The sequence below is a fragment of the Microbulbifer mixtoriginis (SeqCode) genome (assembly GCF_052468275.1).
The window spans coordinates 4689741-4714685 of sequence record NZ_CP174341.1; the positions used below are offsets into that span (position 1 = coordinate 4689741).

A 24945-nucleotide genomic window follows, 5' to 3' on the forward strand; every position below is an offset into this window, starting at 1 on the left:
AACTTCAGCCTGAGTGATTTCCTCGAATGAAGAATTTTAATCAGACAAAACATATTGGTATTGTTGGCTGCTCCTCTGAGGGTGCAGCCCTGTGCTATAAAACAATTTGCACAGAGAGTGGTAAATATCTTGGTGAACATGCTCATCCCGAGATATCCATGCACACTCATTCACTGGCTCGATATGTAGAATATTTAGATTCCAATGATCTTCAAAGAGTTGGCGATCTAATGCTCTCTTCCGCTGACAAGCTCAAATCCCAGGGGGTCTGTTTTCTGATCTGCCCCGATAATACTATTCACCAAGCCTTTGACTATGTAATAGAGAGATCCCCCCTACCCTGGCTACATATTGCCGACAGTGTTATTGCTGAAGCCACCATCAAGGGCTATAGAAAGCTGGGCCTACTCGGTACCCGATGGTTAGTTGAGAGCGACGTTTATCCGTCCAAACTAGAGACCGCAAACATAGGTTGGTTACGGCCGCCTAAGAAGGCTGTTAAACGGATCGGGCAGCTGATTATGGGCGAGTTAGTCACTGGGGTATTTCGACAGGAAACAGTGCAATACTTCCAGGACACTATTAACAACCTCAAACAGGATGGATGTGATGCAGTAGTCTTGGGTTGCACCGAAATACCATTGATTATCGATGATAGTAATTCTGCGTTACCAACGTTAAACTCTAACCACCTTTTAGCTGAGGCCGCGATAAAAGAGGCGATTGTAGCCTCTTGAGTCAGGTGTCAGTCAAAGAATCATAGTACCAACTTTCAATTAGTTAAAAGTTTCAAGCAGTGACTCCTCACCTACCAGCTGTATTAGCTATTCTTCTGTCTCTAATTCCACTAAGCGCGATAGCCAATATCTACAAGTGGACCGATGAGAATGGTCAAGTTCACTTCAGTGACAAGAAAATAGAACATGTTAAACAAGAAGTTATTAAGCCTAGAAAGCACAAGTCTGATTGGTCTCGATATGAAATTTCCGTCGAAGCCATTGACACCAACCTGAGCAATCAGGAATTAAACAAGATTGTTACAGACGTCAATCTCGTCTATGAGTTTTACGATCGCGTTCTGTTTTTTGACTTTTATAAAACGGTACCCGTTAAGGTCTTGGTTCTAAAAGATAAAAAGGCCTACTACGAACACCTAAGAAAGAGAATGGGAAAAGAACCATCAGCCTCTTATGGGATATATTTCTCTCAAGATAACCAAATTATTGTTTACATCCAAGAGGATAGAGCCAGAACATTCCGCACTATTAAACACGAGGTTAGTCATGCAATAACCGATACTGTCACTCCCTACGCCCAATCCTGGTTAAATGAAGGTTTGGCCGAGCAGATGGAAACCCTCACTAAAGTGAACGGGCAACTGCGCATCACTAGTCACTGGGAAAATTATAAATGGGTAAATCCTCTTAAACGCCATGAGAGGCTTATGGATATCAGTACATTCCTCAGGCTCCCTAACACAAGATGGCGACATGCACAAAGAAATGGGACTGCGCCTTTACAAGCACAGGCCGGGCAATTTTTGTACTTTTTATTATCAACGCCAGTCGGTAAAAGCTTTGTAATTCGTTTAGTCCATAAGCTGGAGCGTGGGGATCGTACGCACTCGTATTATCTGGTCGATAAAGACTATATTGGCGGGATCAGAGGCCTGGAAATCAACTGGAGAAATTGGTTAAGTGGGGAAACTGACAAACATATCAACTTTTAAAACAAAGATTTAAGCAAATTTAGACAAAAAAATATTCGGTTTAAACTATGAAAGACTTAAGAGTCGCAGGCAAGCTCCTTCAATTCAATGGATGGCTAACACTTTTGTTTGGCATATTATTAACTGCCATTTATATATACAGTCAGGGGGCAGCCTTTACTATCAAAGCAGCAGCCCCAGCTATTTTATTTTTAAGCTGGTGTGTAGCACTTATCAGCATAGGAGGAAAGATAAAAAGCGGGGCTAGAATTTATAAAATTCCCGGCATTATTGCTGCATTACTCAGCCTAATAACTTCGCCCATAGGCTTTATTTTTGGCCTGGCTTCACTGTTTTATCAAATCAGGGGAAAAGACTCTTTTCTAAATAGCTGACTTGAGTAACTGAGGGCGCTTTCCCCTCAGCACCCCATCAACTGATGAGGACCGACCATTTAGTACATATAGCCAGAATATAACACTCATGGATTTTATATGAAACTTACTCGCTTATAGCTCAGCAAACAACACAGTCAAGCCTCCCAAATTCAGGAAACCTGCAACACCATATAACTAATAACTACATAGCGCAAAAGCTTACCTACCGTCACCAAAATCAAAAACCATAACAGCCGTATTCTTAACACCCCTGCCATAACGGTTAATGGATCTCCGACAACTGGAACCCAAGCAAAAGCTAATGAAATCAGACCATATTTTTTAAAACGCTGCTCAGCCTTTACAAATTCATTTTCTGACATCCTCAACCATTTTTTTATAAGACCCAAACTTGCCCAATAGCCAAGAGCATAATTCACCAATGAGCCAGCCACATTACCAATTGTTGCGACAGCCACCAATGCAACTGGTGAGAAACCATTGGTCAGCAAAACAGTTAATACAACCTCTGAACTCACAGGCAATATTGTGGCCGCTAAGAAAGCTGAAATAAAAAGACCGACAAATCCCAACCCGATCAGACTTCCCATTTAACAAAATCGCTCATAAAAAATTGAAAACACCTTGAATTTAAATTTTTAAGTAACAAAACCTAGTCACACAATCAATAAAAGCAAATAGCATAATGAGAACACACATGACATTTCTGGACACCCATCAAACATAAAGTATAAACCGCCAACACCATTGACAAAAGAGTACGAACCTACAATATACTGGATATTCATCCAGATTAATGCGCGTGTAATCAATGACTCTACCGCGAAGCACCCAGATATCTCTTGACGCAACGCCTTATTACCACTGCGTATCCCGCTGTGTACGGCGAGCATTCCTTTGCGGTCGGGATACTGTATCCGGGAAAGATTACCAGTATCGGCGCGAGTGGATTGAAAATCGTATGCATAATTTGGCTGAGGTTTTTGCCCTGGATCTTGCCGCCTATGCAGTAATGAGCAATCACTATCATGTGGTACTCTATATTGACAAAAAATCTGCTGATAAGTGGTCTCTTTTCGAGGTGATTGATCGCTGGCAAAAAATATTCAAGGCCTCTAATTTGGCTCAGCGCTATCTAAACGGCGATACTCTTGATCCCTGCGAGCTTAAGGCACTAGAAGATGTCGCTTCGATATGGCGAGAACGCTTAACGGATATCAGCTGGTTTATGCGCTGCTTAAATGAGTCTATCGCTCGCCAAGCCAATGCTGAAGGCAAGTGCATGGGGCGCTTCTGGGAAGGTCGCTTTAAATCTCAAGCTTTACTGGATGAAAGGGCTTTTGCCGCCTGCATGGCCTATGTCGACCTCAACCCCATCCGCGCCAATATGGCAAAAACCCCAGAAGATTCTGATCACACTTCCATTCAACAGGGTATTCGTGCAGCAATCTTGGGCGAGCAGCCCAAAAAACTACTTCCACTTGTAGGCGGTGAGCGGCTGAATATGCCTAAAGGACTTCCTTTTCGGCTGGATCATTATTTAGAGCTAGTCGATTGGTGCGGGCGGCACCTAGACCCTAGAAAGCGTGGGGCCATTGCTGAAAATACTCCTCCCATACTCAAGCGACTGGGTATTCCACCAAGACACTGGCTCTATCTCAACCGAAATTTTGAAAGCCGCTTTAAAGGCTTGATAGGGTCTGCTGGGACCGTACGAAACGCTTGCAGGCGACTCAATAAACGCTGGGTACATGGCATAAGCGATTGTCAGCGCTACCTTTCTACAACACCCTGCTAATTCCCCTCCATTCTCTCGATACTGTTTCCCACGCTCACCCATAACCGCAATTTTTCTAAGGCCAGCATAGATCTTCAGCGCTTCACCTCAACTTAACTAGCAAACAGGAAGAAACAGACAATGGAACTGGCGCCAGCAACACTGCTAGCGCCTCTCTCTATTCTATGGGTGCTCAGGATTTGCTAGAAAATCGTTTAATGCTTAGCGAAATCTGGCGACAAGCCAGTATTGAATTTCGAAGGGATGCGATGCGCGCGGGGTTGATGCCAACGATCAATTCGATGTCCTCAGCAGGGATTGTATTTCTGGCTGGTATGATGACCGAGCAGATACAAGCCGGCACCTCTCCTACCATCGCAGTGAAATATCAGATTTTAATTATGTTTACGATTGCTGCTGGTATGGGACTTGGTACTTTTATCACAGTTGCGCTATGTACGAAGCGCTGATTAGACAAACGTGAGCGACTGCGTGTTGAGTGGTTACAATAAAAAGCCCCGCCGGAATCACTAGCAGGGCTCTTTATGGAGACCCAGAAACAGGCTCTCCTACTAATTTGCTTTAGGCTCAGTCTTTTTTAATTGCTTTTCCTTCTCCATCAAAGAAACTAACTGTTTCTTTGCCATCCGCATTAACAACGCGACTTTCTTTCAAAGAACCATTTTTATGGTAAAAGTAATCATGCTTAAAGAACAAACTCCCACGAAAATATTTTTCCACACTGAGCAATACTCCTTTATCGTCAAAGTAAGCGACATAATACGAATCAAGAGAAGCAGCTTCATCCTTGGTGATCTCACCTATCAAATTCAAAGGTATTGAATAGCCAGAAAAACTAGAGAAATAAACTTTATCGCTCATTTTATTTTCAGAATCACTCATTTCAGCTTGACACCCAATAGCAAATAAACAACTTGCTATGAGTGTACACCCGAAAATAAAGCGCCGTAAAAAAATCATGGCGCACTCCTTATGGCCATATCATACTTATCTAAAAGATCATCTTGAAACGAGTGACAATTTTGCCCAATAGGCCAACTCCAACTACCATTATAATCATTAGCAAAACTTCTTATAGACTTAATCACAACATCTTTAGACTGCATGCTGTAAACATCAAAAATATTTACACCACTACTCCTATCACCATGATGTGGATCTTTTGTGGCTGTTCCACCAAAACTCGTTTGACCATTCAGTTCACCATCAATACCGAGCAGCGTGCCTTTTAGGTTAACAGGATTCTTCGGCCACCACCCATAACTTTCTTGACCATCAATCTCTATCCACCAATGGCCGTATTTATCTTCACCACCAATATCGATATCTTTTCGGTAAACCTTTACCCCCTCAACAAGCGATAATTTGGCACTCTTTTGTGGAAAAGGGGCGATATCTTTAACTTTTGAGTGGCCACTATCACATCCAGCCCCCGCACCACAAAAAGCCCCCTGAAAACCACCCCCGAAACCAGGAGTATGATCTCCATCTCCACCCCCAACACCTACAACCCACTCCCCTTTCGGATCAACAAAATTAATCGGGTTATTTCGCGCATAACGGTACGGTGTCCAGCGCTGTGGATCCCTAAAGCGACCCTCATGATTCAGCACCGGGTCCGGACTAATAAAAGTACCTACGGTGGATTGTAAATAACGCCGCTCAAAGTAATTGAGCCCGGTTGACTCATCCCGCTCCTTGCCTATGTAACCGTAGGGTGCATGAGTGCTATCGCCGAAGCTAGCCTCAACATCACCATAAGATTTATAGCTAAAGGCATTCACAACCCTGCCCGCTTCGTCCAGGGTAATGGAAGTAGAGCCCAAATGGGTATGCAGGTAGTACTCGCTGGGGGAGAAGAGCTCACCATCTTGATCGCTGCGCGCTATACGGCGCTGGCCCACCTGGATGTACTTAAACAGCTGGCCGTCGCGCACCTCACTGCCTTCGTCAATATACAGGGTGACGCTGCGTGCTCCGCCCTCGCGCTCGGTGATCTTATAGCGGCGCTGATGTTTAAAATCATAACCATATTGATCGGCAACCCGGGTATTTCCGGCATAGATCAGGCGCTGATTGTAGTCCCAGCGGTAGAGCTGATCACCAGCCTGGGTCTGATTGCCATTAGCGTCGTAACCAATATCCCCCTCTGCCCAGCTCAGTGCTTGAGGGCCGGGCAAATTGCCGCGACCGATACGATTGGAAGCGCCGGTATTGTTGCTGTCACTGCTGCCGCCGTAGCGCAGGTCGGTCACCTCGCTGAGACCGCCAGCGGCTATTTCCGATAGTCCACTACTCTCACGGCTAACTTGCAGTAGGTTGCCAATTTTGTCGTAGCTGTAAAACACCTGCTCGCTGTCATCGGCAACACCCGTGAGGCGATAGGCATCGTCATAGCCGTAGACAACATTCTTGTTCAGCAAGGCAACCTGGGCACTGGTGATCCCCAACTCTGCGGCCACAGCAGCGATGGCACCGGCGGGGCGCTGGTCATCAATGGCACTGACATTAGAGACCGCATCAAACTGATAGCCCCACTGCTGTAGAGGGATTGCATCACCAGTACGCAGAGTACGCAGGCCGGTGAGCCTTTGGCGCTCATCAAAGTCCCAATTTGTCTCAATACCATTGCTCAATGCCTGGTACTGCAAAGCCCCATTGGCACTGTAATCCAGCCGCTCAACAACCCCAGGGATGCGCTCGAGTAAACCACGGGTATTGTATTCAAAGTCTACGCGGGAGTTGTCGGGATAATACCGCTGGGTAATCCGCCCGGCGCTGTCATAGGCAAAACCCGTGGTGTAGAGGGGGCTATCAATTTGTGGGCCGGTAATTTTGCGTTGGCGCTGGGTAACCTGGCCGCGCGCATCGTAACTCCACTGCGTATAGCCAGCTTGGTCAATAACTTTTGCCAAGCGGCCCAGCAATCGAGCACTGCTCTCTTCATCGCGTTGGTCGTACAGGTAACTGACCACAGGATTGGCAGAGTCTAACTCCAAACTGGGTTGCCAATCTGCGCCTTCCGGTGGGTCTCCTTGCGGTGTGCGCTGATATTCTGCAGATAGGCGATTGGCGCCGTCGTAGCGATAGTATCGCTCTTGGCCCAATGCATCGCGAGTGGCTAATTGGTTGCCCGCATCATCAAAATACTGCCAGCGCTGCCCGCGATTGGGATCATTTAAATACAGCAGCCGACCCAGATGGTCATAGTGCATGCTGCGCACATTGTTTTGTGCATCCTGCAGGCGGGTGAAGTTGTTATTAAGGTCATAATCGTAATAGGTCGACCAGGTTGCACCACCGGCACCGCCCTGGGTGCTGGCCCCAACGATTTCATCCAGTTGCCGCAGGCGATATTCACCCTCGTCATTTTGCAGCCCATCAAAAACCAGTTTTTTAGCGGCGCCAGTATGGGCACTGTTTGCTCGGGTCTGCTCTTCATCTTTATGGATCTGCGCCATGGGCAAATAGGTAATACGGCTAAAGACCGTCTCGCCGCTTTGCGCGGAGTAGGGTTGATACACCTCTTGGGGACGCCCCTGGGCATCGTAGAGATATTGGCGGAAGTGCTGGCCTTTATCACTAGCCTGATAGGCAAGGCCTTGGGCAAAATACGGCAAAGCTGTCCGTGTTACCTGGCCCCGAGCATTGAAGCTGCTGTGTTCGCTCACAACAACTTGCCCCGGTTGCTCGGCTTCACTGCGTACCATTAAGGCACGGCCCAGGCCATCGTAAAACTGGCGGCTATCGATCGTGCCTCCAGTGCCACTCTTTTCACGCTGACGTGTTTCCACCCAACTGATATGGTGACCATCCACTATTTTCGCCAGCTGATAATCGTACTCAACTGTGGGGAAGTGCAGGCTATCCCCCGGTTTAGCGATGGCGGTTAGACGCGCGTGGGCATCGTAACGGTACTGGGTGACCTGGCCGTTAAAGTCGGTGTAATCCGTCAAGACACCCAGGCCTTGATCATAACTGGCCTGAGCGCTGAGCCAGCGGCTGCCGGTATTTACACTGACCTCCGTGGGAAAGGTGTGATACTGCGGGTCGTAAGTAATTTTGGTCTCGTGGCCCGCCGCCTTCCCCCATAAGGGGTCGTAACTCTGAATACGGTTACCATACTCATCGTAATGGTGTCGCTCTGCAGCAATATAGGCATCCCCACTATTTGCATCGCGCCAGGCGCGACGCAGGGTCAGGTTGCCCTTGGAAATTTCACCGAGATTGCCACCGGTAAAACTTTCATCGTCGTAGAACCACTGCTCTTTACCGACCAGCTGACCACTGAGGTCGGTAACCCGGCGTTCTATAGGCAGGTTTAGAAACCCGCTTTCCCGCGCCGATGCCGATTCGGCACTAAAGCGCCAGTGGGTAATGCGTTCATCCTGCCAGTTGCCATCAGTACGCCCTAACTCTTTGATGTAAGTGGTGTTGCCGTAATTGTCGTAATCGTATTCCCACGACAGGGTTACCGGGGTGCCGTTATTTCGCTCCAATAGATGCTGCTGGCGTTCGGTCATGGCCGCAAACGCTACATTGCGACTCTCTCCACCATAACCCGGCAGTAGCTGGCGTAACTCCCACTGTTTTTCCTCTCGCCAGAAAACCCCGCCGAAAGCATCGCGGGCCTCCACTTGTTTCACTTTGCCTTGCAGGGCTTCCTGATCGATACCATCGGCAGTTTGCCCCAGGTGATATTCGTAGCGGGTAACCAGTGTCGGGGTACTGGCATCGCCGATACGGCGCTCTTCACTGTGGGCAAAGCCCTGGAACTCTTTATCGGTGGCATCGTAGAAACCATCCCAATAATCCATTTCCGTGGTTTGCGGCTCACCACCCCGGCCATCTTCCACCAGCATGCGCTTTAAGACCTGCATCGCCACCGGTACATTCAGCGACCAGGGATTGCCGGCATCGCGGTCCCTTACCATTTCCTCGACAACGGTGCCGTACTCCAAAGTTGTTACAGCACCCAAGCCATTGTCGATACGTTTTAGTTGGTTCGGTTGTTCGGAGGGAAATAGCTCGGCAAAGTAAAAAGTATTGCTGCCGCGACCAGGGCTGTACCAGACAATATCGGTGGAACCGTTACCATTAATATCCACCAAGCGCACTTCTTCAGCAGAGATATTGCCTTGGGCCTGGATTAATTGTTTTTGGCTAAATTGGGCTTTCTGGTGATCACCGCTTGTCAGGCCCTGGTTCAACCAAATCGATACCTGGATCCCATTGAGATACAGCAAATCGCTGCGGCCATCGGCATTGATATCGGTCACCCGCACATTGTTCAGGTTATACAACGTAGCCGGAGTGTTGGTAAATTCTACCGCGGGGGCAAAACCATTTAGGCCGCGATTGGCAAAGTAAGCGGCATAGCCTTTATTGACCCACACCAGGTCTGCCATACCATCGCCATTCATATCCCGCAGGAATACGTTGGGGTCACCCAGGCGCACCCCCTGGCTGCCCACGGGTATCGGCAATTGAATCGGCTGTGACCAACCACCGGGCAGGTTAAGTTGTACAGTATGCGAAGTCACCATACCGCTGCTGTTAGTGGTGGTTGCCAATACATCGACACGCTTATCATTATTGATATCCAGCATCGCAACGCGTGGGCTATTCAGAGGAATATAGAGCCCGCTGAGAGTGCCGCTGTACTGCCAATTTTGCTCGTCATCAAGATGGAAGTATGCCGTGTTGCCAGAATTGTACTGCAGCATATTGACCCGACCATCGCCATCGATATCCGCCCAGGTAACCGAGTCATTGGAAATACGGCTGGTGGAATAAGTGCTCATCTGCCGGTAGCTCTGCCATTGCGGCAGGCCATCCTCACCGGGACCCAAGTTGATCCAGTAGGCATCCCGGTTGGGCCCGGTATTAATCACATCCGGTAGGCCATCGCGGTTCATATCCAGAAAGGCCACATCGGCACTATTGAGCGGTATCTGGCTGGCCGCCGGAATTGACGACATCAATACTTCACCCTGCTGGTAGTGGGTATAGTCGTAGTGGATCGTAGGTAAGAGGACAATTGAATCCCCTTCGCCGGCACTGGAGTGAATCTCCTGTAATAGGGAAAGGCTTTGCCACTCAGTCAAAGGTTTGTAAGCAAATTCATAGCGGCGCAAATGCCGCTCAGCAATTTGCGTTTCAATACGCTGTAGGCGATAAGCAGTTTTAACTTCAAAGCCGGCTTTATAGCTTGTAAGGATATCGGGGCGCTCTTCGTAGTGAAAGTTTACCGCCATATCTCCATTACTATTATATTGAATAGTATCCAGATAAATCTGCTCGCTGTTATCCAGCTTGCGGTACTGATATTCAATGCGATTGCCGTGAGCGTCTTCTATCGCCTGTAAATACCAGGAAAATACTGCTTCATCATTAAAGTCACTAATACGGCTAGCAGAATCCTGACCGAGATACCAACGTAACCCATTGGATTGGGTCACCAGCCAACCATTTTTTAAACGCTGATAACGAGCATAATCTGTGGCATTTTTAGTGCGGTAAACGCCATCCTCGACAAGAACTAGCTCCTCACCTCGGTGATTGATAAATGTATCAAATTCATCAAATTCATCCGTAACCCCATCCGCATCATTATCTGAACCATCGCTTTCCCCCCACTCAGAATAATTAGGTAAGCCCTGATCGGTCTGCCTCTGGATATAGGGAATCACTAGCTGATGCCCCAACCCCAGCAATCCATTACCAAAACCACTGTTATATTCCAAAGATATTTCTGGAATCAAACCATTACGTCCTGGGGGCACTTCCAGTTTGATTAAACGCGAGCTGGTACCGGTATTTAAATTGGGGGTAAAAGCCTCACCCAGGCCGGAAATAGTACCAGGGCCCGTGGGTAAGTTAAGAATTGGAGCTTGTAAAGCGGTGTGTTCGTCTACTGCAAATGATAACGTCGGAAACACAAGCAAACTGCAATAGAGCAATATATTGCGCAACATAAATATTCCCAGTTTAAGACGGAAATTTAGAGAAAAAATTTAAGGTGTAGCCTGATGTATAAACAGGATCTAAATATAGATAGACCAGGATAACCTTGCCCTCTAAATTTAAAAAAGCAACTCAGTGAAATACTTTTACTGAGTTGCTGACAAACATATTTAATTTTTATAACTCTTAGTGAATTGTATAGATAAAATTAGTGGATGATTGATCCCTTAGGAATAACCAGAGGATCATCACAATCAGAGTAGTTTCTAGGTATATAACGATGACTAAAAATCAACTCAATATCCTCAATAGCATTTATATCTAAGATTTCATAGCCACTCTTATCTACTAACTTCAAAGATAATCGCCAATTTGAAGATGCAACACTACGCTCCTTAAAAATACTGGTTATAGCTGACGTTGGAATTTCTTGATTGCCAAATAGCTTCAAATTTGCAGACATAGGAACAGTGTAAGAGTCATCAAAATGCAAACCAACTCCTTTCTCAAAGTCCCAAAAACGCGCAGTATGAGTTGAAAATTCGTCTATAACACCAAACCCTTCATCATTTTCAACCCATATACCTGGGGTTTTATTTCGTAAGAAACTAGTACCGCCATAGGTTAGCTTCGCTTTAGTTGTAGTTTCTCCATTATTACTGCTAGACACGGGGACATTCAAAGCTATTTTTTCTATCTTGTCTCCATAAGAACCTCCCGAGGCCACACAACTTTCGCTTCCGCTATTTACAACCAACGGACCCTCAAAGAAATTTCCATTAGGCAATTCCATAACCGTACTAAAGTTCACAGTTACCCAAGTATCGCCACCTACGTCACGCATGAGCAGAAGTAATTTCTCTTTAAATGCTTCTTGGGCACTTAATTTCGCCCCATCTACTTGTTGCTCTGGATCAGGGTGATCATATTCTTGTTCCTGTCCATTAATAAAATCATAGTATCCAAAAATATGTTCTTTGATGGATATAGTGTCTTCTGCCTTTTGGACCCCGTTCAAACTGCTTATTTGATCAAAGCTCTGCATAGCAGAATAAAAGTCATATAACTCTTGTACATTACGTAAACTGAAAAGAGTATTCTTATTAAAAACACCGTATTCGAAAGCCTCCTGCCATTTGTACTCCAGTGCATTTACAGCATAAAACAACCATTTTTGTACTTCATCAAAGCTTCGTTCAGCACGTAACATATCTGTTGTTAAACGTACGCCGTGAATCGGATCGGCAAAATAACGCTCCGCCAGATTTTTATTGGTAGTAAAGATTTGATTGAGCACCCTCTGTGCTTCATTCAACATACCGGCCAACCGCTCAATTTCTTGTTTCAGCGTTACTTCTGACTGGGCAATATCCAGCGCGATAGTGTGTGCCTCTAGCCACATAGCACGGATACGCGCCTTACTCTCAACATCTAATAACTGATTACTTAAGTCATTGAGTTCAGCTTGCTCCTCTGCGGCAAGACGAATACTCATCTCTTCTAAGTTACCAATATCTTCAATATCCTTAATATTATTTAAACTAGAAACAATCCCACTTGCACCCTGAGCTAAAGTACTAGGATTCCCTGTATAAATTACTTGAACTACACCTTTAACAGTATCCCCAATGCTATTCCAAAGGTTCCTCTTTTCCGCCTTTTTCTTTATCGCCTTCATTCGTTCTGCAATTTTCACCTTTTTATCGCCATAGGCCAACTTAACCTGGGACATCGCATCTGTAATACCCTCCTCCTTACCACGCCGTTCAATTTCAATTTGAATCGAACTGGTCAGGTTTTCCATACGCTGTAAATTTCGATCCAAAGCAAGCTGTGCCGACTCAATATTTGATGCCTGTAATGCAATCGCACTGCCATATTCAGCATTATCACCCACAACCACACAAGAAGATTGATGGCAACCCGGGTCAACCTCCATTCCCAAGAGCTCAAAAATCCAGTCGCTCAACTGCTGATGACGATCAGTATACTCTGTAGATAAGGTGTCTATTCGATGACGATAATTATCGTAGCTATTTTCTGCATCTATAAACTGTTGTTTAGCAGAGGCAATTAACCCACCATCTAGAAACTCACTCAAGACATCATAGGAGTCAAATCCAGTATCACTGTCAACACCATAACCCTGCACAATTAACAGTGTATCGTCAGGAATACCTAAAATATTGGTATCACCACTCAACCAACTAATTGTATTACTAAGAGCAGAAAGTTGGATTCCGAACTCCTGTACTGTTTCTGGTAAACCAGAGTGTCCCTGTGCCTTAGTGAAATCAATATCTACAAAGATATCCTGTACTAAGCTATCTACTGCAATCAACTTTTCATACAAATTAGCAACATCATTCATCATCTGTGCTAATAGCGTTGTATTAGTTTGGCCATCAATAACAGACAAACGCACCTGGTTTACTTTTGTTTCTGCTAGCTTACTCATCAGCTTATAAAGCATGACAACATCTTTGTAACCACTAAATAGCTGATCAGCAGGAATTACATCCTTCTGCGCAAAATCATCTGGATCGTAATAGCGAGGGCTAGTCTGTCCCCGAGATGCACCCCACTCCGCCAAAAACTGGGGGTTAAATTTAAGTAAGGACTCATATTGAAGAAGCGCCTGAGACAATAAAACGTGAGCGGTCTCTAGATGCTCAATCTCATTCTCCCTTGGGTCTCCACCCAGACGGCCTATACGAGCATGATCGATCCCCTCATTAGCGAGTATCATCTCTGCCACAGCACGATCATAGTAAACATCTAACGTAAACCGTTGCAGATTTTCATTGTCAGGATAGATTGCCAATTGCTCTAAAATAAACGATTCAACCTGACTTGCGCGTTCGCGCTCATTAACACCGTAAAGTGTAGAAAAGGGCTCTGTAGCATTTCCACTAGCATAGGCATTGATAATTGCATTATCAGTATCTATTACATACATTAAATCCAAATAACGGAACGCTGCCAGATCTCGAGAAAAAATTCCTTGAGCTGGATTTTCATCCTCTGCAGGTACAACATCCGCTTCGTTATAGTAGAGTATTTTGCGTATTTGTACGGTTGGATCCAACTCCATAGTGAGCGTCTTTGTATCGCTAAAATCGGATGATCCTGCCTTATTGATTGCCTTTACACGGTACTCGTGAAAACCAAAAATTAAAGGGTCTTCATCATATTGAGATTTAGTATCAGTACCGGAATACGCTTCAGTCCACTCACCCCAACTATTATTTCCAGCAGGTTTAATACGTCGCTCTAATAAATAACTTTCCGCATTATCAACGGGCGACCACGATACTTGATATGCTTCTGATGGGGACGCTGGTATAAAAATATTGCTTGGGGCTGCTGGCGGCTGTAGTAGCTGTACGGTGACGCATGCTTCAGGTGAAAACTTCGAGGACTCCTTAATAGTTATCGCACGGACTCGATAACAATAAAATCCATTAATTAGGCTTGCTAAAGAAAATCCAGACCTTCTGCCATAGTAAGCTTGATTATCATCACTATCCAAAACTTCATAACTTACTTCTAAACTACCTTTATCAATCTGAGTCCAGCTCAATTCAGCAGTACCATTCCAACTATCTTCTGGAGTTACTGTTAAAATTGGGACACCAACCGCGAGGTCGACCTGTACACTTACTCTTGAGGAAAATTCAGAGCAAGTACCAATAGCATTACAGGCCCGAACCTGATAATTGTAAGAGCCTGCATCCATTCCTGTGAATGTTTCTTCTAACTCTTGACCAAAATAAATAGTTTTAGGGGGGGTTCCCCAGCCTAGAGATTGTACAATTTCGTAATTAGTTGCAAAGTCGACCGCCCCCCAACTGATTGTATATTTACCATCAGGACTGTAGCTAGTAGAGATACTTGGTGTAGGCATGCCAGGCTTGAAGTAAACTGCCATGTCACTACTTTCACGGTAATCAGAACAAGTTGTGTTACAAGCACGAACCCTAAACTGATAAATACTACCGTGGTTCAAAAACTGAATTGGCGTACTAGTTCCTGAGCCTGAATAAATAGTATTAGACCAAATCCCACCATCTTTACGATACTGTAATTCATACTTGGTAGCACCATTACTAGCCCTCCAGCTAACATCAACCGTGCTAGATGTACCTTTTCTAGGTACTGAAATTGAAAGTGGTACAGTCGGAGTTATTTCTACTTCAACTGTTCCACCAGTTTTATAGGTACTGCACAATTCATGCTGACTTGAGGTGCAAGCACGCACCTTATACATGTATTCACCATTAGATCTACCGCTCTCAGAAAAACTGGTATTTGCACCACTATAAACTGGATCCCATGACCCATCACTAGCACTTCGAAAAACCTCATAGATTCCGGCATTATCACTGGTATCCCAACTTACTTTGTAGTCGCCATCACTATCGAAAGTGCTATAACTCATACTACCGGGAGGAGAAAGACTGAAAAAAACATTAACAGAGTGCTGCCCCACTATAGACGTGGTATCACTCCATTCATCGCAAATAGGGATAAGTGTTTTAGCATTAGAGGAACTATGCCTAATATTTGATTTACAATATTTATAATCGTACTTGTATTTATAAGAGTACACACCCTCACCAGAAACGGTTATTTTTTTTGCATAAGGAAAGCTAGAAGCATGCGATGGAAGATTAATCTTTCTTGAATACTCCCCATCCTTATATTCCTCCAAATAAATTTCATTCAAAAAAACAATATCATCAAGACCACTTTCATCAACAGATAAATTGAAACCTCCATCGACATCATAACTTGGACCGCTCAAAGAATTTGCAAACACAACGGCACTAGCAAAAAAAAACTGTAATGCAATCAAACTTCTAAATAAACTTAACATTATTTAATCCTAATGTTGCACCTTACCTAGACAAAAATAAGCCTGCTATAAACTGCTCACCAAAAACTATCAGATAAACCGTTTAACACAGCGCTACCCCTGACATCATACGCCAATTAAGCAGAAGCCTATTTATAGAAAAATAAATAGATCTTACATTCCTAAATCACAAGGACGATTACAGGCAACAAATAAACCGCCACTACGCCAACAAAGCCATGGATTAAGATTTAAAAGCAATAAATATTTAACCTACCCCCTTACCCGAGCAAAAAACAAGCTTTAAAAAATACATATTCATATAAAATCAAACGAAGAAAAATAAATATTTCACATAAAGATTAACAAAAACTCCAGAATATACCTTTATTATTAACTTCAGCCAGTCATCTCCTATCCGGGAATGCCTAGTTCACACCATTCTTCAAACACAAGTACTAGATAACCAAAAAATTAACTACAAAAATATACTAAACCAACCAATACAGCCCCTCAAATCCTGCCTCATTTAAAACATATCCAGCCAAAATAAATTCACCCAATAAAAAAATACCTAACCTTCACTTATTTCAAGTATGATAAATTTACACAAAAAAAACAGATACAGATCAAAAATATTAAAAGGGTACAACCTAAGATTCAAAGCGGTAGGCTTCCCATGCCTATTCACAGGAGTAAGATGTGTGAGATATAAAATATTAGCCAAACAATTTATCGACGATGTCCAACAAAAACGTGTACAACCAGGACAACGCTTACCTTCTCTACGCAGCTTTGCTACACAGCAAGAGGTAAGCTTAACTACAGCCGTCAATTGCTATCGTTACTTGGAAGAACTCGGGTGGGTGCGCTCAAGACCTAAGTCTGGTTTTTTTGCCTCGGAGCCGCTTGTCTCCACCACTCGCAATCAATCCGCCATTACAAAACCATCCAATGATTTGACCAAATTTCCCAAACGCCGCCTGCTAACTAATTCAGGGCCTCTTGGTATTTCGCTACCCGCTATAGATCTATTACCCACAGAGGCCCTGCAACGCAGTATGTACAGATCAATTCGAGATCAAGGAAATAAAGTCCATTTTTATCCTGACCCCTTAGGTGAACCCCACCTAAGACAAGCACTTAGTCGACATTTTTCAAACAGCGGTTTTAATTTTAGTGAGCACGAAATCGTTATCTCAAATGGTTGCCTGGATGCAGTACGTATAGCTGTAGAGGTCACTACTAAACCAGGTGATACGGTCGCTGTTTGCTCGCCCTGTTTTACTACATTAATACATCTGCTGGTAAAGCTTCGCCGGAAAGTTCTAGAGATTCCTTTGACTGAGAGTGGAATAGACTTGGAACAACTCGAGCAGCACATGTATATGAGAACTATTAATGCTGGCTTATTTAATTGCAGTAATATAAACCCTACAGGTATTTCCCTATGCAAGTCCCAAAAGCAAAAGCTTGCAAGCCTGGCAACTCAATACCAGATACCTATTATCGAAGATGATATTTATATAGAGCTTAGCCATCAGCCTAATCTGCCACTTCCAGCCTACCATTGGGATCAGGAAGGCTATGTGCTCTGGTGCAGTTCCGTTTCAAAGACTTTAATTGCTGGTTATCGAGTAGGTTGGTGCTTACCAGGGCGATATCTAGAACGCTACCAAGATCGGCTCCTTCATGAGAACCTAGGCATCAGTAGCCCAACACAACTCGCTTTAGCTGACTTCATTAGCAGCGGGCAGTATGCCAGACACATAAACAGTCTTCGATCTAACCTGCATCAACAAGTGCAAGAGTACCGCCAGTATCTCATTAAGAATTTACCTAGGAATATACGAGTTAGCTCTCCAGAGGGTGGGTTAGTTTTATGGGTTCAAGTTCCCGGCCTAAATACTGAAGACATGGCCAATAAGCTTTTGGAAATGGGGATAGACTTATACTTTGGAAAGGAGTTCAGCACTAATGATTTATATCACGACTACTTTAGAATTAACTGTGGCTATCCTCTTAGGAGTAAAGAGGGGAAAACTACCCTAGCAAAACAACAACTAGATCAAGTAATAATGCTCATCCATGAGACAATTTAATCACCTTACAATTAAATATATGACAATAACAACTCACGATTTTAATAAGCCTCTAAAGCCTGACAAACAGCTCATAAGGGAAAAATTTACACAAAAGTAAATATTGCTTTATTAGAGATTAAAATGAACCCAATTCTAGAAGAAACTATTCAATGTCCTTACTGCGGCGAACACTTTAGTACACTCATTGATATTTCTTTACTTCCGCAAGAATATATAGAAGACTGCCAGGTCTGCTGTAAGCCCATAGTTTTTCACGTTACCGCTGACCTAGAGGGCTCTATTTCTATCAATTTATACAGGGAGGATGAGTCGTTTTGAATACTATCAAATAGTCGACATAGTTCTCTTCTATTTATCTAGAGTACCTGCTCTACAAAACTTATCTCTGCCTACCAACCTGCCTCTGAACATGGTTATTTAAGGTTGGCAAATACCTCTATCGCTCGCTTGCGCCCGGCACTCACATCACAAATTACTTGGGGATACCCTTCAATCATTGGGGGCTCATGAATCTCCTTATTACTTAGTGAGGAAATTTCCGGCACATAATGTCGAATAAACTCTCCGTTAGAATCGAACTTCTGCGACTGGCTATAAGGGTTAAATACCCGAAAATAAGGTGCTGCATCCGTACCGGTTGAGGCGGTCCATTGCCAACCGCCATTGTTTGAGGCAAAGTCACCATCAATCAAGTGCTGCATAAAATAGCGTTCACCCCAACGCCAGTCGATCAGCATATTTTTACTCAAGAACGAGGCGACAATCATTCGTAAGCGGTTGTGCATCCAGCCGGTTTCATTTAGCTGGCGCATTGCAGCATCGACAATAGGCACTCCGGTTTCGCCACTTGCCCAAAGGGAAAATAATCCTTCATCATAGCGCCAAGGAATTTGTTCTGTTTCCTCTTTAAATGGCCTGCCCATACTCAAGCGGGGAAAGTCAGTCAGTAAATGTGTATAGAATTCCCGCCAGATAAGTTCGCTGATCCAGCAGGCAATCCCTTCATCTCCACCCTGCCAAAGGCCTTTATTCTGGCTGAGGGCCATCTTGACGCACTGGCGAATAGAAATAGCTCCACTATTTAAATAAGGGGAAAGGCGAGAGGTACTATCTTTCGCTGGAAAATCTCGTTCGGCCTGATATTGATCAATAATTTTGGCAAAAACTTTCAAGCACTTTTGCGCAGCTTGCTCACCACTCTCCCAACCTTTAACCCTACCTGATCCATCAATATTGAGTGAGTAGCCCAATAACTGGTTAGGTATTTTCTGCGTTAGTTTTCGATTTCCTTTTACATCCACTGCGAACCACTTCGGCCAATGTTTGCTATTGGCAGAAGGTGGTATTTTCCTGGGCGTGGGCAAGGGCTTAACCTCGCTCCCTGCACATAACTGGATTAGGGCACGCTTGAAAGGGGTAAACACTTTGTAGGGATCACCACTCGCCGTTCTCACTGCTCCTGGCGGTAATAAGGTGCGGTCACTGTAGTATTCAACCGAAACATTGTGTTCCAGCAATTTTTCTCGAACGGCATTGTCTCGACGCAGCTCATTCAGAGGATACTCAGCATTGGCAAACAATGCCTCTACTTTCAGACGCTGAATAATTTGCTGCAGCGCCTCCGGAACCAGAGAAAACTCAGGGACTTCGAGGAAGTACAGGGGAATATTGCAAGTTTGCAACTGCCCTTGGAGTTTCTGCAAGCAGGCCATACGAAAAGAAACCAGTGCATCGCCTTCATCGTGGTTTTTCCAGGTTTCTGGACAGGCGATAAAAATTGCGGCCAATTGTTCGCATCGAGTACTGGCATGATACAGCGCCGAATTATCCTGTATACGCAAATCGCTGCGGAACCAGACTAGGCCCCGCTGTATTGATATTTGTCGGCTCATCGCTTCAGCTGCTCCCGCAGTTGCGTTACCACGAAGTCTGTAGTACCTGATAATACTGATATCATCGGTATTTTCTTTAGGTTATCCAAGCTGGCAGACTGTAACTCTACGAAATCCCCCACAAGCCTAAGAGGCTTGCTTAGCTCCTGAAATGAACGTGGTAATTCCTCCTCAAGTAAGGGTTTTGGCAGTGCCCGATGGCTGTACCAGAGCAGCGCATGCACATCCAGCTTTCTCACATTTTCAGTAAGCCCCGGCAGAACGGCCCGATAATTCAAAACCACTACGCCAATACCGGCAGCCAAAAGTGTGGCGCAAAATAATTGCACAAAGGCCCGCTGATCTTCACCGGGGAAATCCAGCAATAGGACTCGACTCTCGCAAGCCAAACGATCTTTATTTAAATTTCTGCGAGCTATGCCGTTGGCCAATAACAACTGTTCATTAACCAGCTGCCAAAAGAAACCTTGCGCGGCTTGCGATCGCCTCAGCCTAGCCAACTCGGTATGCAGCGGCTTGAGCCAATGATCGAGTAATAGTGATGCCGGTAAGGTGGAAATCCAGTGGTCCAGTTGCTGGCGAAGCTTTGGCTCGTCAAAGTTTTGTGACAAGTTTAAGGCTTCATCGATCATCTCATGCCAACCACCTGCAGTGTTTGCCTCTCTCTCTTTGGCAGACAGGGAGGCTGGACCACGTGCCAATAATTTCCGCACCTGTCCAATAGCTACACCTCGGGCCAGGCAGGCCAGTACCTCTTCGATACGCCTGACCTCTTCTTCACTATAAAGTCGGTGCCCCTTGCTGGTTCTGGCCGGTGTTAACAGGCCGTAGCGCCGCTCCCAGGCTCGAAGGGTGACAGGGTGCACGCCGGTACGACGCGCTACCTCACGAATTGGTAAGCTGGCTTCAGAACGGGGGGCAATCTCAACCATCACAATTCTCAGCGAAATTCACACAGACCCAGCTCTGCCGGCTCAGCGGCGAGCAACACCTGGCTGTGGATAAACTGGTGAGGAGTGCGCGGCAAATAATGGCGCAACATGGTAAGCACTGCCGACAGAGGCTTATTACCCTGACGGTATTCGTCAATAAGTAGCGCCAGTTCGGCTCTCTCCTCTTTGCTCAGGTAGCTCTTCAGGTGACCCTGGCTGTGCATCAGAGCGTTAGTGCGGTCCTTTCGGCTGGCCAACTGGCTGAGAATCTCCATTATTTTACCTCTCACCTCATAGGCAAACTCCTCCACCGGCAATGCGCGCGAGTTAGAAACAAACTGACCCAATGCACGGGTCATTGGCTGACTGTGCGCCAACAGTAGATATTTATAAGCGGTGTAAAATTCAATGACCCTGGCTGGGCGCAGGTCGGTGGCCACATAGCGATGCCAGGCGTCGTAAGCAAAAACACGGGTGAGGAAATTCTCGCGCAAATCGCTGGCATTGAGCCGCCCCACTTCTTCCATCGGCAAATGGGGAAAATGCTGGCGCAGGCGTGCCGCGAATAAGCCGGAGTCGTGCGCCAGCACCCCGGTACCATCTTCTTTATAGTGGGGAGTGGTTCGCACTCCACAGCTGGGAGATTTCTGCATCAGAATAAAACCACGCAGATTCTCCACTTCAGGGACAATCGTATCCGCGTAGCCCTCTAGAGCCTCGGTAACATCTAAGTTGGGGTCTTCCCGGCCAACCGCACGCAACCGGTCACTCACAATAAGGTGAATAGGCGGTCTGGGCACGCCCATGCCAATGGCAACCTCCGGGCAGTAAGCCTGCAACTCAAAACAATTGCCCAGCAGTTGGGTGCAGACTTTACTGTGCTTGTGGCTGCCGTTGTAACGCACCGGATCACCCACGGCACAGCGGCTAATGCCCACCGGAATTTTTTGAGACAAGAGCTGTATATGCATAGTTTTGCTGCGCAGAATCGGTTCACGTTCTTCTTTTATAGACTCTCACAACTAGTTGTACAAGAGATAGCTTTGTACAACTTTTGGAAAGTAATCAAGTCTCTATGGCCGCTTGCGCCCATACACACCATAGCTACAATGCAGGGCCGCATTTTTACCGAGCGGCAGGGCTGTGATTCTTTATCTCACCAGCTACCCCGGCAATTTGCGGCCTCCTCCTCCCCGAAAGTACGGATTAGCTCATGATTCCAGCATTGCGCGAAGTCGACGAGGTTCAGGCGCTCTATTTGCAGTTTTTGCAGGAGCTTGCAGACGCGGGTTTCCGCGGTGACACCACACCCAGTTACGCCAGCCGCACCGTTTTAGCGACCGATAACTCTATTTACCAGGTTCTACCTCAGGCAGTGGTATACCCACGTAATCACCGCGACCTGCAACTACTGGCGGAACTGGCCGAACGGGAGGAGTTCCACTCCGTAGTGCTCTCACCCAGAGGCGGTGGCACCGGTACTAACGGCCAATCGCTTACCGATGGGCTGGTGGTGGATATCTCCCGCCATATGAACCAGATCCTTGAGATCAATGTGGAAGAGCGCTGGGTTCGCGTACAGGCTGGCGTGGTCAAAGACCAGTTGAATGCCGCACTTAAACCCCACGGCCTGTTTTTTGCGCCAGAACTTTCTACCAGCAACCGCGCTACCATCGGTGGCATGATCAATACGGATGCCTCAGGCCAGGGATCCTGTGTTTACGGCAAGACCCGCGATCACGTGTTGGAATTACACACAGTATTAATGGGCGGGGAGCTGTGGCACTCCACTGTTATAGGGGACGCTCAGCTACAAGAAATATGCGCTGAAAATAGCCGCGTCGCAGAGGTGCATAAAACCTGTGACAAGATTGCCAGGGAAAAAGCCGAACTCATCGAGCAGAAATTCCCCAAGCTCAATCGCTGCCTCACCGGCTACGACCTGGCCCATATTCGTGAAGGCAATCGCTTTAATCTCAACAGCGTATTGTGCGGTTCCGAAGGCACCCTCGGATTTATTGCTGAAGCCAAACTCAATCTGCTGCCCATTCCCAAGTGTGTGGCTCTGGTCAATTTAAAATACGACCACTTCCAGGAAGCGCTGCGCGATGCCAAGGACCTAATGGGCGCAGGCCCCATGTCGATCGAAACAGTGGACAGCAAAGTACTGCAGCTGGCCATGGAAGATATCGTCTGGCACAGCGTCAGTGAATTTTTTCCCGCAGAGGATCGCCCGGTCAAGGGTATCAACCTGGTGGAGTACGCTGCAGATACCGAGGAGGAACTGGAAAAAGCTCTGCAGCAATTTATTGCACATATCGAGGCTGCCATTGGCCAGCCAGGCAAGAGCTTCGGCTATTCTATCGCCCGCGGCCACGCCGAGGTGAATCGTATCTGGGCCATGCGCAAACGCGCAGTGGGTTTGCTGGGCAACGCCCAGGGGGAAAAGCGCCCGATTCCCTTTGTAGAAGATACTGCCGTACCACCAGAAAACCTGGCCGATTTTATTGCCGAATTCCGCGCAGTGCTAGATGAGGCCGGCCTCGACTACGGTATGTTCGGCCATGTGGATGCCGGCGTATTACATGTACGCCCGGCAATTGATATGAAAGATCCACAACAGGCCGCACAAATTCGCCCCATCACCGACCGGGTGGTGGCACTGACACAAAAATATAAAGGGCTGCTGTGGGGAGAACACGGCAAAGGTGTTCGTTCCGAATATGCCCCGGAATTTTTCGGCGAGCTGTATCCAGAGCTGCAGAAAATTAAATCCGCTTTCGATCCACGCAATCAATTAAATCCCGGCAAAATTGCCACACCCGATGACAGCGCCAGCCTGCTGAAAATTGATGTGGTGAGCACCCGCGGTGAACACGATCGACAAATTCCCGCGCAAGTATGGGAGGGATACGACGAGGGTGTGCACTGCAACGGCAACGGTGCCTGTTTTAATTGGAATCCAGACGATGCCATGTGCCCTTCCTACAAGGCCACGCGCAACCGGATCCATTCCCCCAAAGGGCGTGCCTCGCTGATGCGAGAATGGTTGCGTCTATTGAGTAAACACGGTGTAGACGCAGTAGCCAGCGCGCGTAAATACCGCGAGCGCTCTTTTTTTGTCGGCCTGCCCAAACGCATCGTAAATACCCTGGCAAAAACCCGCGGCGAGTACGACTTCAACCACGAAGTCAATGAAGCCATGCAGGGCTGCCTAGCCTGTAAATCCTGTGTAGGGCAATGCCCTATTCGCGTGGATGTACCAGAATTTCGCAGCAAGTTTTTGGAGCTTTATTACAGCCGCTACCTACGCCCGCTAAAGGATTACGCCGTGGGCGGACTGGAATTCCTGATGCCGCATCTAGCCAGACTACCGCAATTGTACAACTGGCCGCTAAAGCTGAAGCCTGTATCTTTTTTGATGGAGCGTGTTTTCGGCATGGTGGATAGCCCACAGCTCTCACAAAAAACCCTGCAAACCAGCATGAGAGAACTGGGAGTACCCACCGCTACAAAAGCCTGCCTGGATACTCTGGGGCCCTCCCAGCGCAGCCGCGCGGTCATCATTGTGCAGGATGCCTTCACCAGCTATTTTGATGCCGAAGTGGTAGCGGATATTTTGCGCCTGCTCAAACAATTGGACTTTGTGCCGATTCTCGCTCCCTATCGGGCCAACGGCAAACCCCTCCACGTTCATGGTTTTTTACGCCAGTTCCAACGAATTGCCGAAGGCAATAGTGAGATGCTTAACAACCTGGCGGAGAGCGGCATCCCCCTGGTGGGCATTGATCCCTCCATGACCCTTACCTATCGCTCTGAATACAAGAAACTCCTAGGGGAACGCGCCCCGAAAGTACATTTGTTACAAGAATGGCTGGTTCAACAAGAAGATCACCTGCAGCAACAGCGCGCTCGGGTAAAACCTGGCAGCTTTCAACTACTGCCGCACTGCACCGAGCAAACCAATGCCGCCGCCTCACTCAAGGATTGGCAAACAGTATTCGCCGCCTTGGGCCTGGAGCTGCAGAGTGAAAATCTCGGCTGCTGTGGTATGGCTGGGACCTATGGCCACGAGACCGCGCATAAGGAAACATCGCGGGTGATCTTCCAGCAGTCCTGGGCTCCCAAACTCAATGGTGGGGAGCACAACCAACTCGCCACCGGATACTCCTGCCGCTGCCAAGCCAGCCGCTTTGCAGGTGTTAGTCTGCGCCATCCTCTGCAGGGATTACTGGCACAACTCGATAACTAGGGATTTACTGACGTATGAGGGCCGTAACTATGGCCC

At 46.5% G+C, this 24945-nt stretch carries 15 protein-coding genes; 8 read left to right on the plus strand and 7 right to left on the minus strand.

Annotated features, from left to right (window positions below):
• Positions 1–26: 26 nt before the first annotated feature.
• The 3 genes from ACJJIC_RS20495 to ACJJIC_RS20505 are packed head-to-tail and all read left to right on the plus strand — an operon-like array spanning position 27 to position 2103.
• On the plus strand, positions 27–737 hold the full coding sequence (locus ACJJIC_RS20495) for an aspartate/glutamate racemase family protein (RefSeq protein ID WP_445357755.1): 711 nt from the start codon (positions 27–29) through the stop codon (positions 735–737).
• A gap of 59 nt (positions 738–796) precedes the next feature.
• Positions 797–1729, plus strand: a complete 933-nt coding sequence (locus ACJJIC_RS20500) for a DUF4124 domain-containing protein (RefSeq protein ID WP_445357756.1) — start codon at positions 797–799, stop codon at positions 1727–1729.
• 47 nt (positions 1730–1776) lie between these two features.
• Positions 1777–2103, plus strand: a complete 327-nt coding sequence (locus ACJJIC_RS20505; RefSeq protein ID WP_252084607.1) for a hypothetical protein — start codon at positions 1777–1779, stop codon at positions 2101–2103.
• A 152-nt stretch (positions 2104–2255) separates the two neighbouring features.
• Here the strand turns inward: ACJJIC_RS20505 and ACJJIC_RS20510 are convergent, their stop codons facing one another.
• Positions 2256–2696, minus strand: a complete 441-nt coding sequence (locus ACJJIC_RS20510; protein ID WP_445357757.1) for a YqaA family protein — start codon at positions 2694–2696, stop codon at positions 2256–2258.
• Between the two features lie 221 nt (positions 2697–2917).
• Between ACJJIC_RS20510 and ACJJIC_RS20515 the strand changes: the two genes are divergently transcribed.
• On the plus strand, positions 2918–3904 hold the full coding sequence (locus ACJJIC_RS20515; RefSeq protein ID WP_445357758.1) for a transposase: 987 nt from the start codon (positions 2918–2920) through the stop codon (positions 3902–3904).
• Positions 3905–4068: 164 nt separating this feature from the next.
• Complete coding sequence (locus ACJJIC_RS20520; RefSeq protein WP_445357759.1) at positions 4069–4353, plus strand: ABC transporter permease; 285 nt, start codon at positions 4069–4071, stop codon at positions 4351–4353.
• A gap of 118 nt (positions 4354–4471) precedes the next feature.
• Here ACJJIC_RS20520 and ACJJIC_RS20525 read toward each other — a convergent pair whose 3' ends face one another.
• From ACJJIC_RS20525 to ACJJIC_RS20535, 3 genes are all read right to left on the minus strand, one after another.
• The gene (locus tag ACJJIC_RS20525; RefSeq protein WP_445357760.1) at positions 4472–4864 is read right to left on the minus strand and encodes a DUF6156 family protein; all 393 of its coding nucleotides are present in this window, start codon (positions 4862–4864) and stop codon (positions 4472–4474) included.
• The gene (locus ACJJIC_RS20530; protein ID WP_445357761.1) at positions 4861–10881 is read right to left on the minus strand and encodes a toxin TcdB middle/N-terminal domain-containing protein; all 6021 of its coding nucleotides are present in this window, start codon (positions 10879–10881) and stop codon (positions 4861–4863) included. Before ACJJIC_RS20530 ends, ACJJIC_RS20525 begins: the two co-directional genes overlap by 4 nt.
• Positions 10882–11078: 197 nt before the next feature.
• Positions 11079–15749 carry a fibronectin type III domain-containing protein gene (locus tag ACJJIC_RS20535; RefSeq protein WP_445357762.1) on the minus strand — a complete coding sequence of 1557 codons (4671 nt, stop codon included), beginning with the start codon at positions 15747–15749 and terminating at the stop codon, positions 11079–11081.
• Between the two features lie 683 nt (positions 15750–16432).
• Here ACJJIC_RS20535 and ACJJIC_RS20540 point away from each other — a divergent pair.
• Positions 16433–17830 carry an aminotransferase-like domain-containing protein gene (locus ACJJIC_RS20540; RefSeq protein ID WP_445357763.1) on the plus strand — a complete coding sequence of 466 codons (1398 nt, stop codon included), beginning with the start codon at positions 16433–16435 and terminating at the stop codon, positions 17828–17830.
• A gap of 123 nt (positions 17831–17953) precedes the next feature.
• Positions 17954–18151 carry a CPXCG motif-containing cysteine-rich protein gene (locus ACJJIC_RS20545; RefSeq protein WP_445357764.1) on the plus strand — a complete coding sequence of 66 codons (198 nt, stop codon included), beginning with the start codon at positions 17954–17956 and terminating at the stop codon, positions 18149–18151.
• A 95-nt stretch (positions 18152–18246) separates the two neighbouring features.
• Here the strand turns inward: ACJJIC_RS20545 and ACJJIC_RS20550 are convergent, their stop codons facing one another.
• The 3 genes from ACJJIC_RS20550 to ACJJIC_RS20560 are packed head-to-tail and all read right to left on the minus strand — an operon-like array spanning position 18247 to position 21628.
• Entirely contained in the window at positions 18247–19725 is a 1479-nt protein-coding gene (locus tag ACJJIC_RS20550) for a cryptochrome/photolyase family protein (RefSeq protein ID WP_445357765.1), read from the minus strand.
• Complete coding sequence (locus ACJJIC_RS20555; protein ID WP_445357766.1) at positions 19722–20657, minus strand: MerR family transcriptional regulator; 936 nt, start codon at positions 20655–20657, stop codon at positions 19722–19724. The genes ACJJIC_RS20550 and ACJJIC_RS20555 overlap by 4 nt, the downstream gene beginning before the upstream one ends.
• 8 nt (positions 20658–20665) lie before the next feature.
• Positions 20666–21628, minus strand: coding sequence for a YbgA family protein (locus ACJJIC_RS20560; RefSeq protein WP_444908721.1), 963 nt, complete (start codon positions 21626–21628; stop codon positions 20666–20668).
• Between the two features lie 242 nt (positions 21629–21870).
• Here ACJJIC_RS20560 and ydiJ point away from each other — a divergent pair, with 242 nt between their 5' ends.
• Positions 21871–24909, plus strand: a complete 3039-nt coding sequence (gene ydiJ, locus ACJJIC_RS20565) for a D-2-hydroxyglutarate dehydrogenase YdiJ (protein WP_445357767.1) — start codon at positions 21871–21873, stop codon at positions 24907–24909.
• The last annotated feature ends 36 nt before the right edge of the window (positions 24910–24945 follow it).

Excerpts from the sequence above, each read along its gene's own strand:
- ACJJIC_RS20515 (WP_445357758.1), top strand. The coding sequence starts at position 2,918 with ATGACTCTACCGCGAAGCACCCAGATATCTCTTGACGCAACGCCTTAT.
- ACJJIC_RS20555 (WP_445357766.1), bottom strand. The coding sequence starts at position 20,657 with ATGGTTGAGATTGCCCCCCGTTCTGAAGCCAGCTTACCAATTCGTGAG.
- ACJJIC_RS20535 (WP_445357762.1), bottom strand. The coding sequence starts at position 15,749 with ATGTTAAGTTTATTTAGAAGTTTGATTGCATTACAGTTTTTTTTTGCT.
- ACJJIC_RS20520 (WP_445357759.1), top strand. The coding sequence starts at position 4,069 with ATGGGTGCTCAGGATTTGCTAGAAAATCGTTTAATGCTTAGCGAAATC.
- ACJJIC_RS20560 (WP_444908721.1), bottom strand. The coding sequence starts at position 21,628 with ATGCATATACAGCTCTTGTCTCAAAAAATTCCGGTGGGCATTAGCCGC.
- ydiJ (WP_445357767.1), top strand. The coding sequence starts at position 21,871 with ATGATTCCAGCATTGCGCGAAGTCGACGAGGTTCAGGCGCTCTATTTG.
- ACJJIC_RS20495 (WP_445357755.1), top strand. The coding sequence starts at position 27 with ATGAAGAATTTTAATCAGACAAAACATATTGGTATTGTTGGCTGCTCC.
- ACJJIC_RS20530 (WP_445357761.1), bottom strand. The coding sequence starts at position 10,881 with ATGTTGCGCAATATATTGCTCTATTGCAGTTTGCTTGTGTTTCCGACG.
- ACJJIC_RS20505 (WP_252084607.1), top strand. The coding sequence starts at position 1,777 with ATGAAAGACTTAAGAGTCGCAGGCAAGCTCCTTCAATTCAATGGATGG.
- ACJJIC_RS20525 (WP_445357760.1), bottom strand. The coding sequence starts at position 4,864 with ATGATTTTTTTACGGCGCTTTATTTTCGGGTGTACACTCATAGCAAGT.
- ACJJIC_RS20550 (WP_445357765.1), bottom strand. The coding sequence starts at position 19,725 with ATGAGCCGACAAATATCAATACAGCGGGGCCTAGTCTGGTTCCGCAGC.
- ACJJIC_RS20510 (WP_445357757.1), bottom strand. The coding sequence starts at position 2,696 with ATGGGAAGTCTGATCGGGTTGGGATTTGTCGGTCTTTTTATTTCAGCT.
- ACJJIC_RS20545 (WP_445357764.1), top strand. The coding sequence starts at position 17,954 with ATGAACCCAATTCTAGAAGAAACTATTCAATGTCCTTACTGCGGCGAA.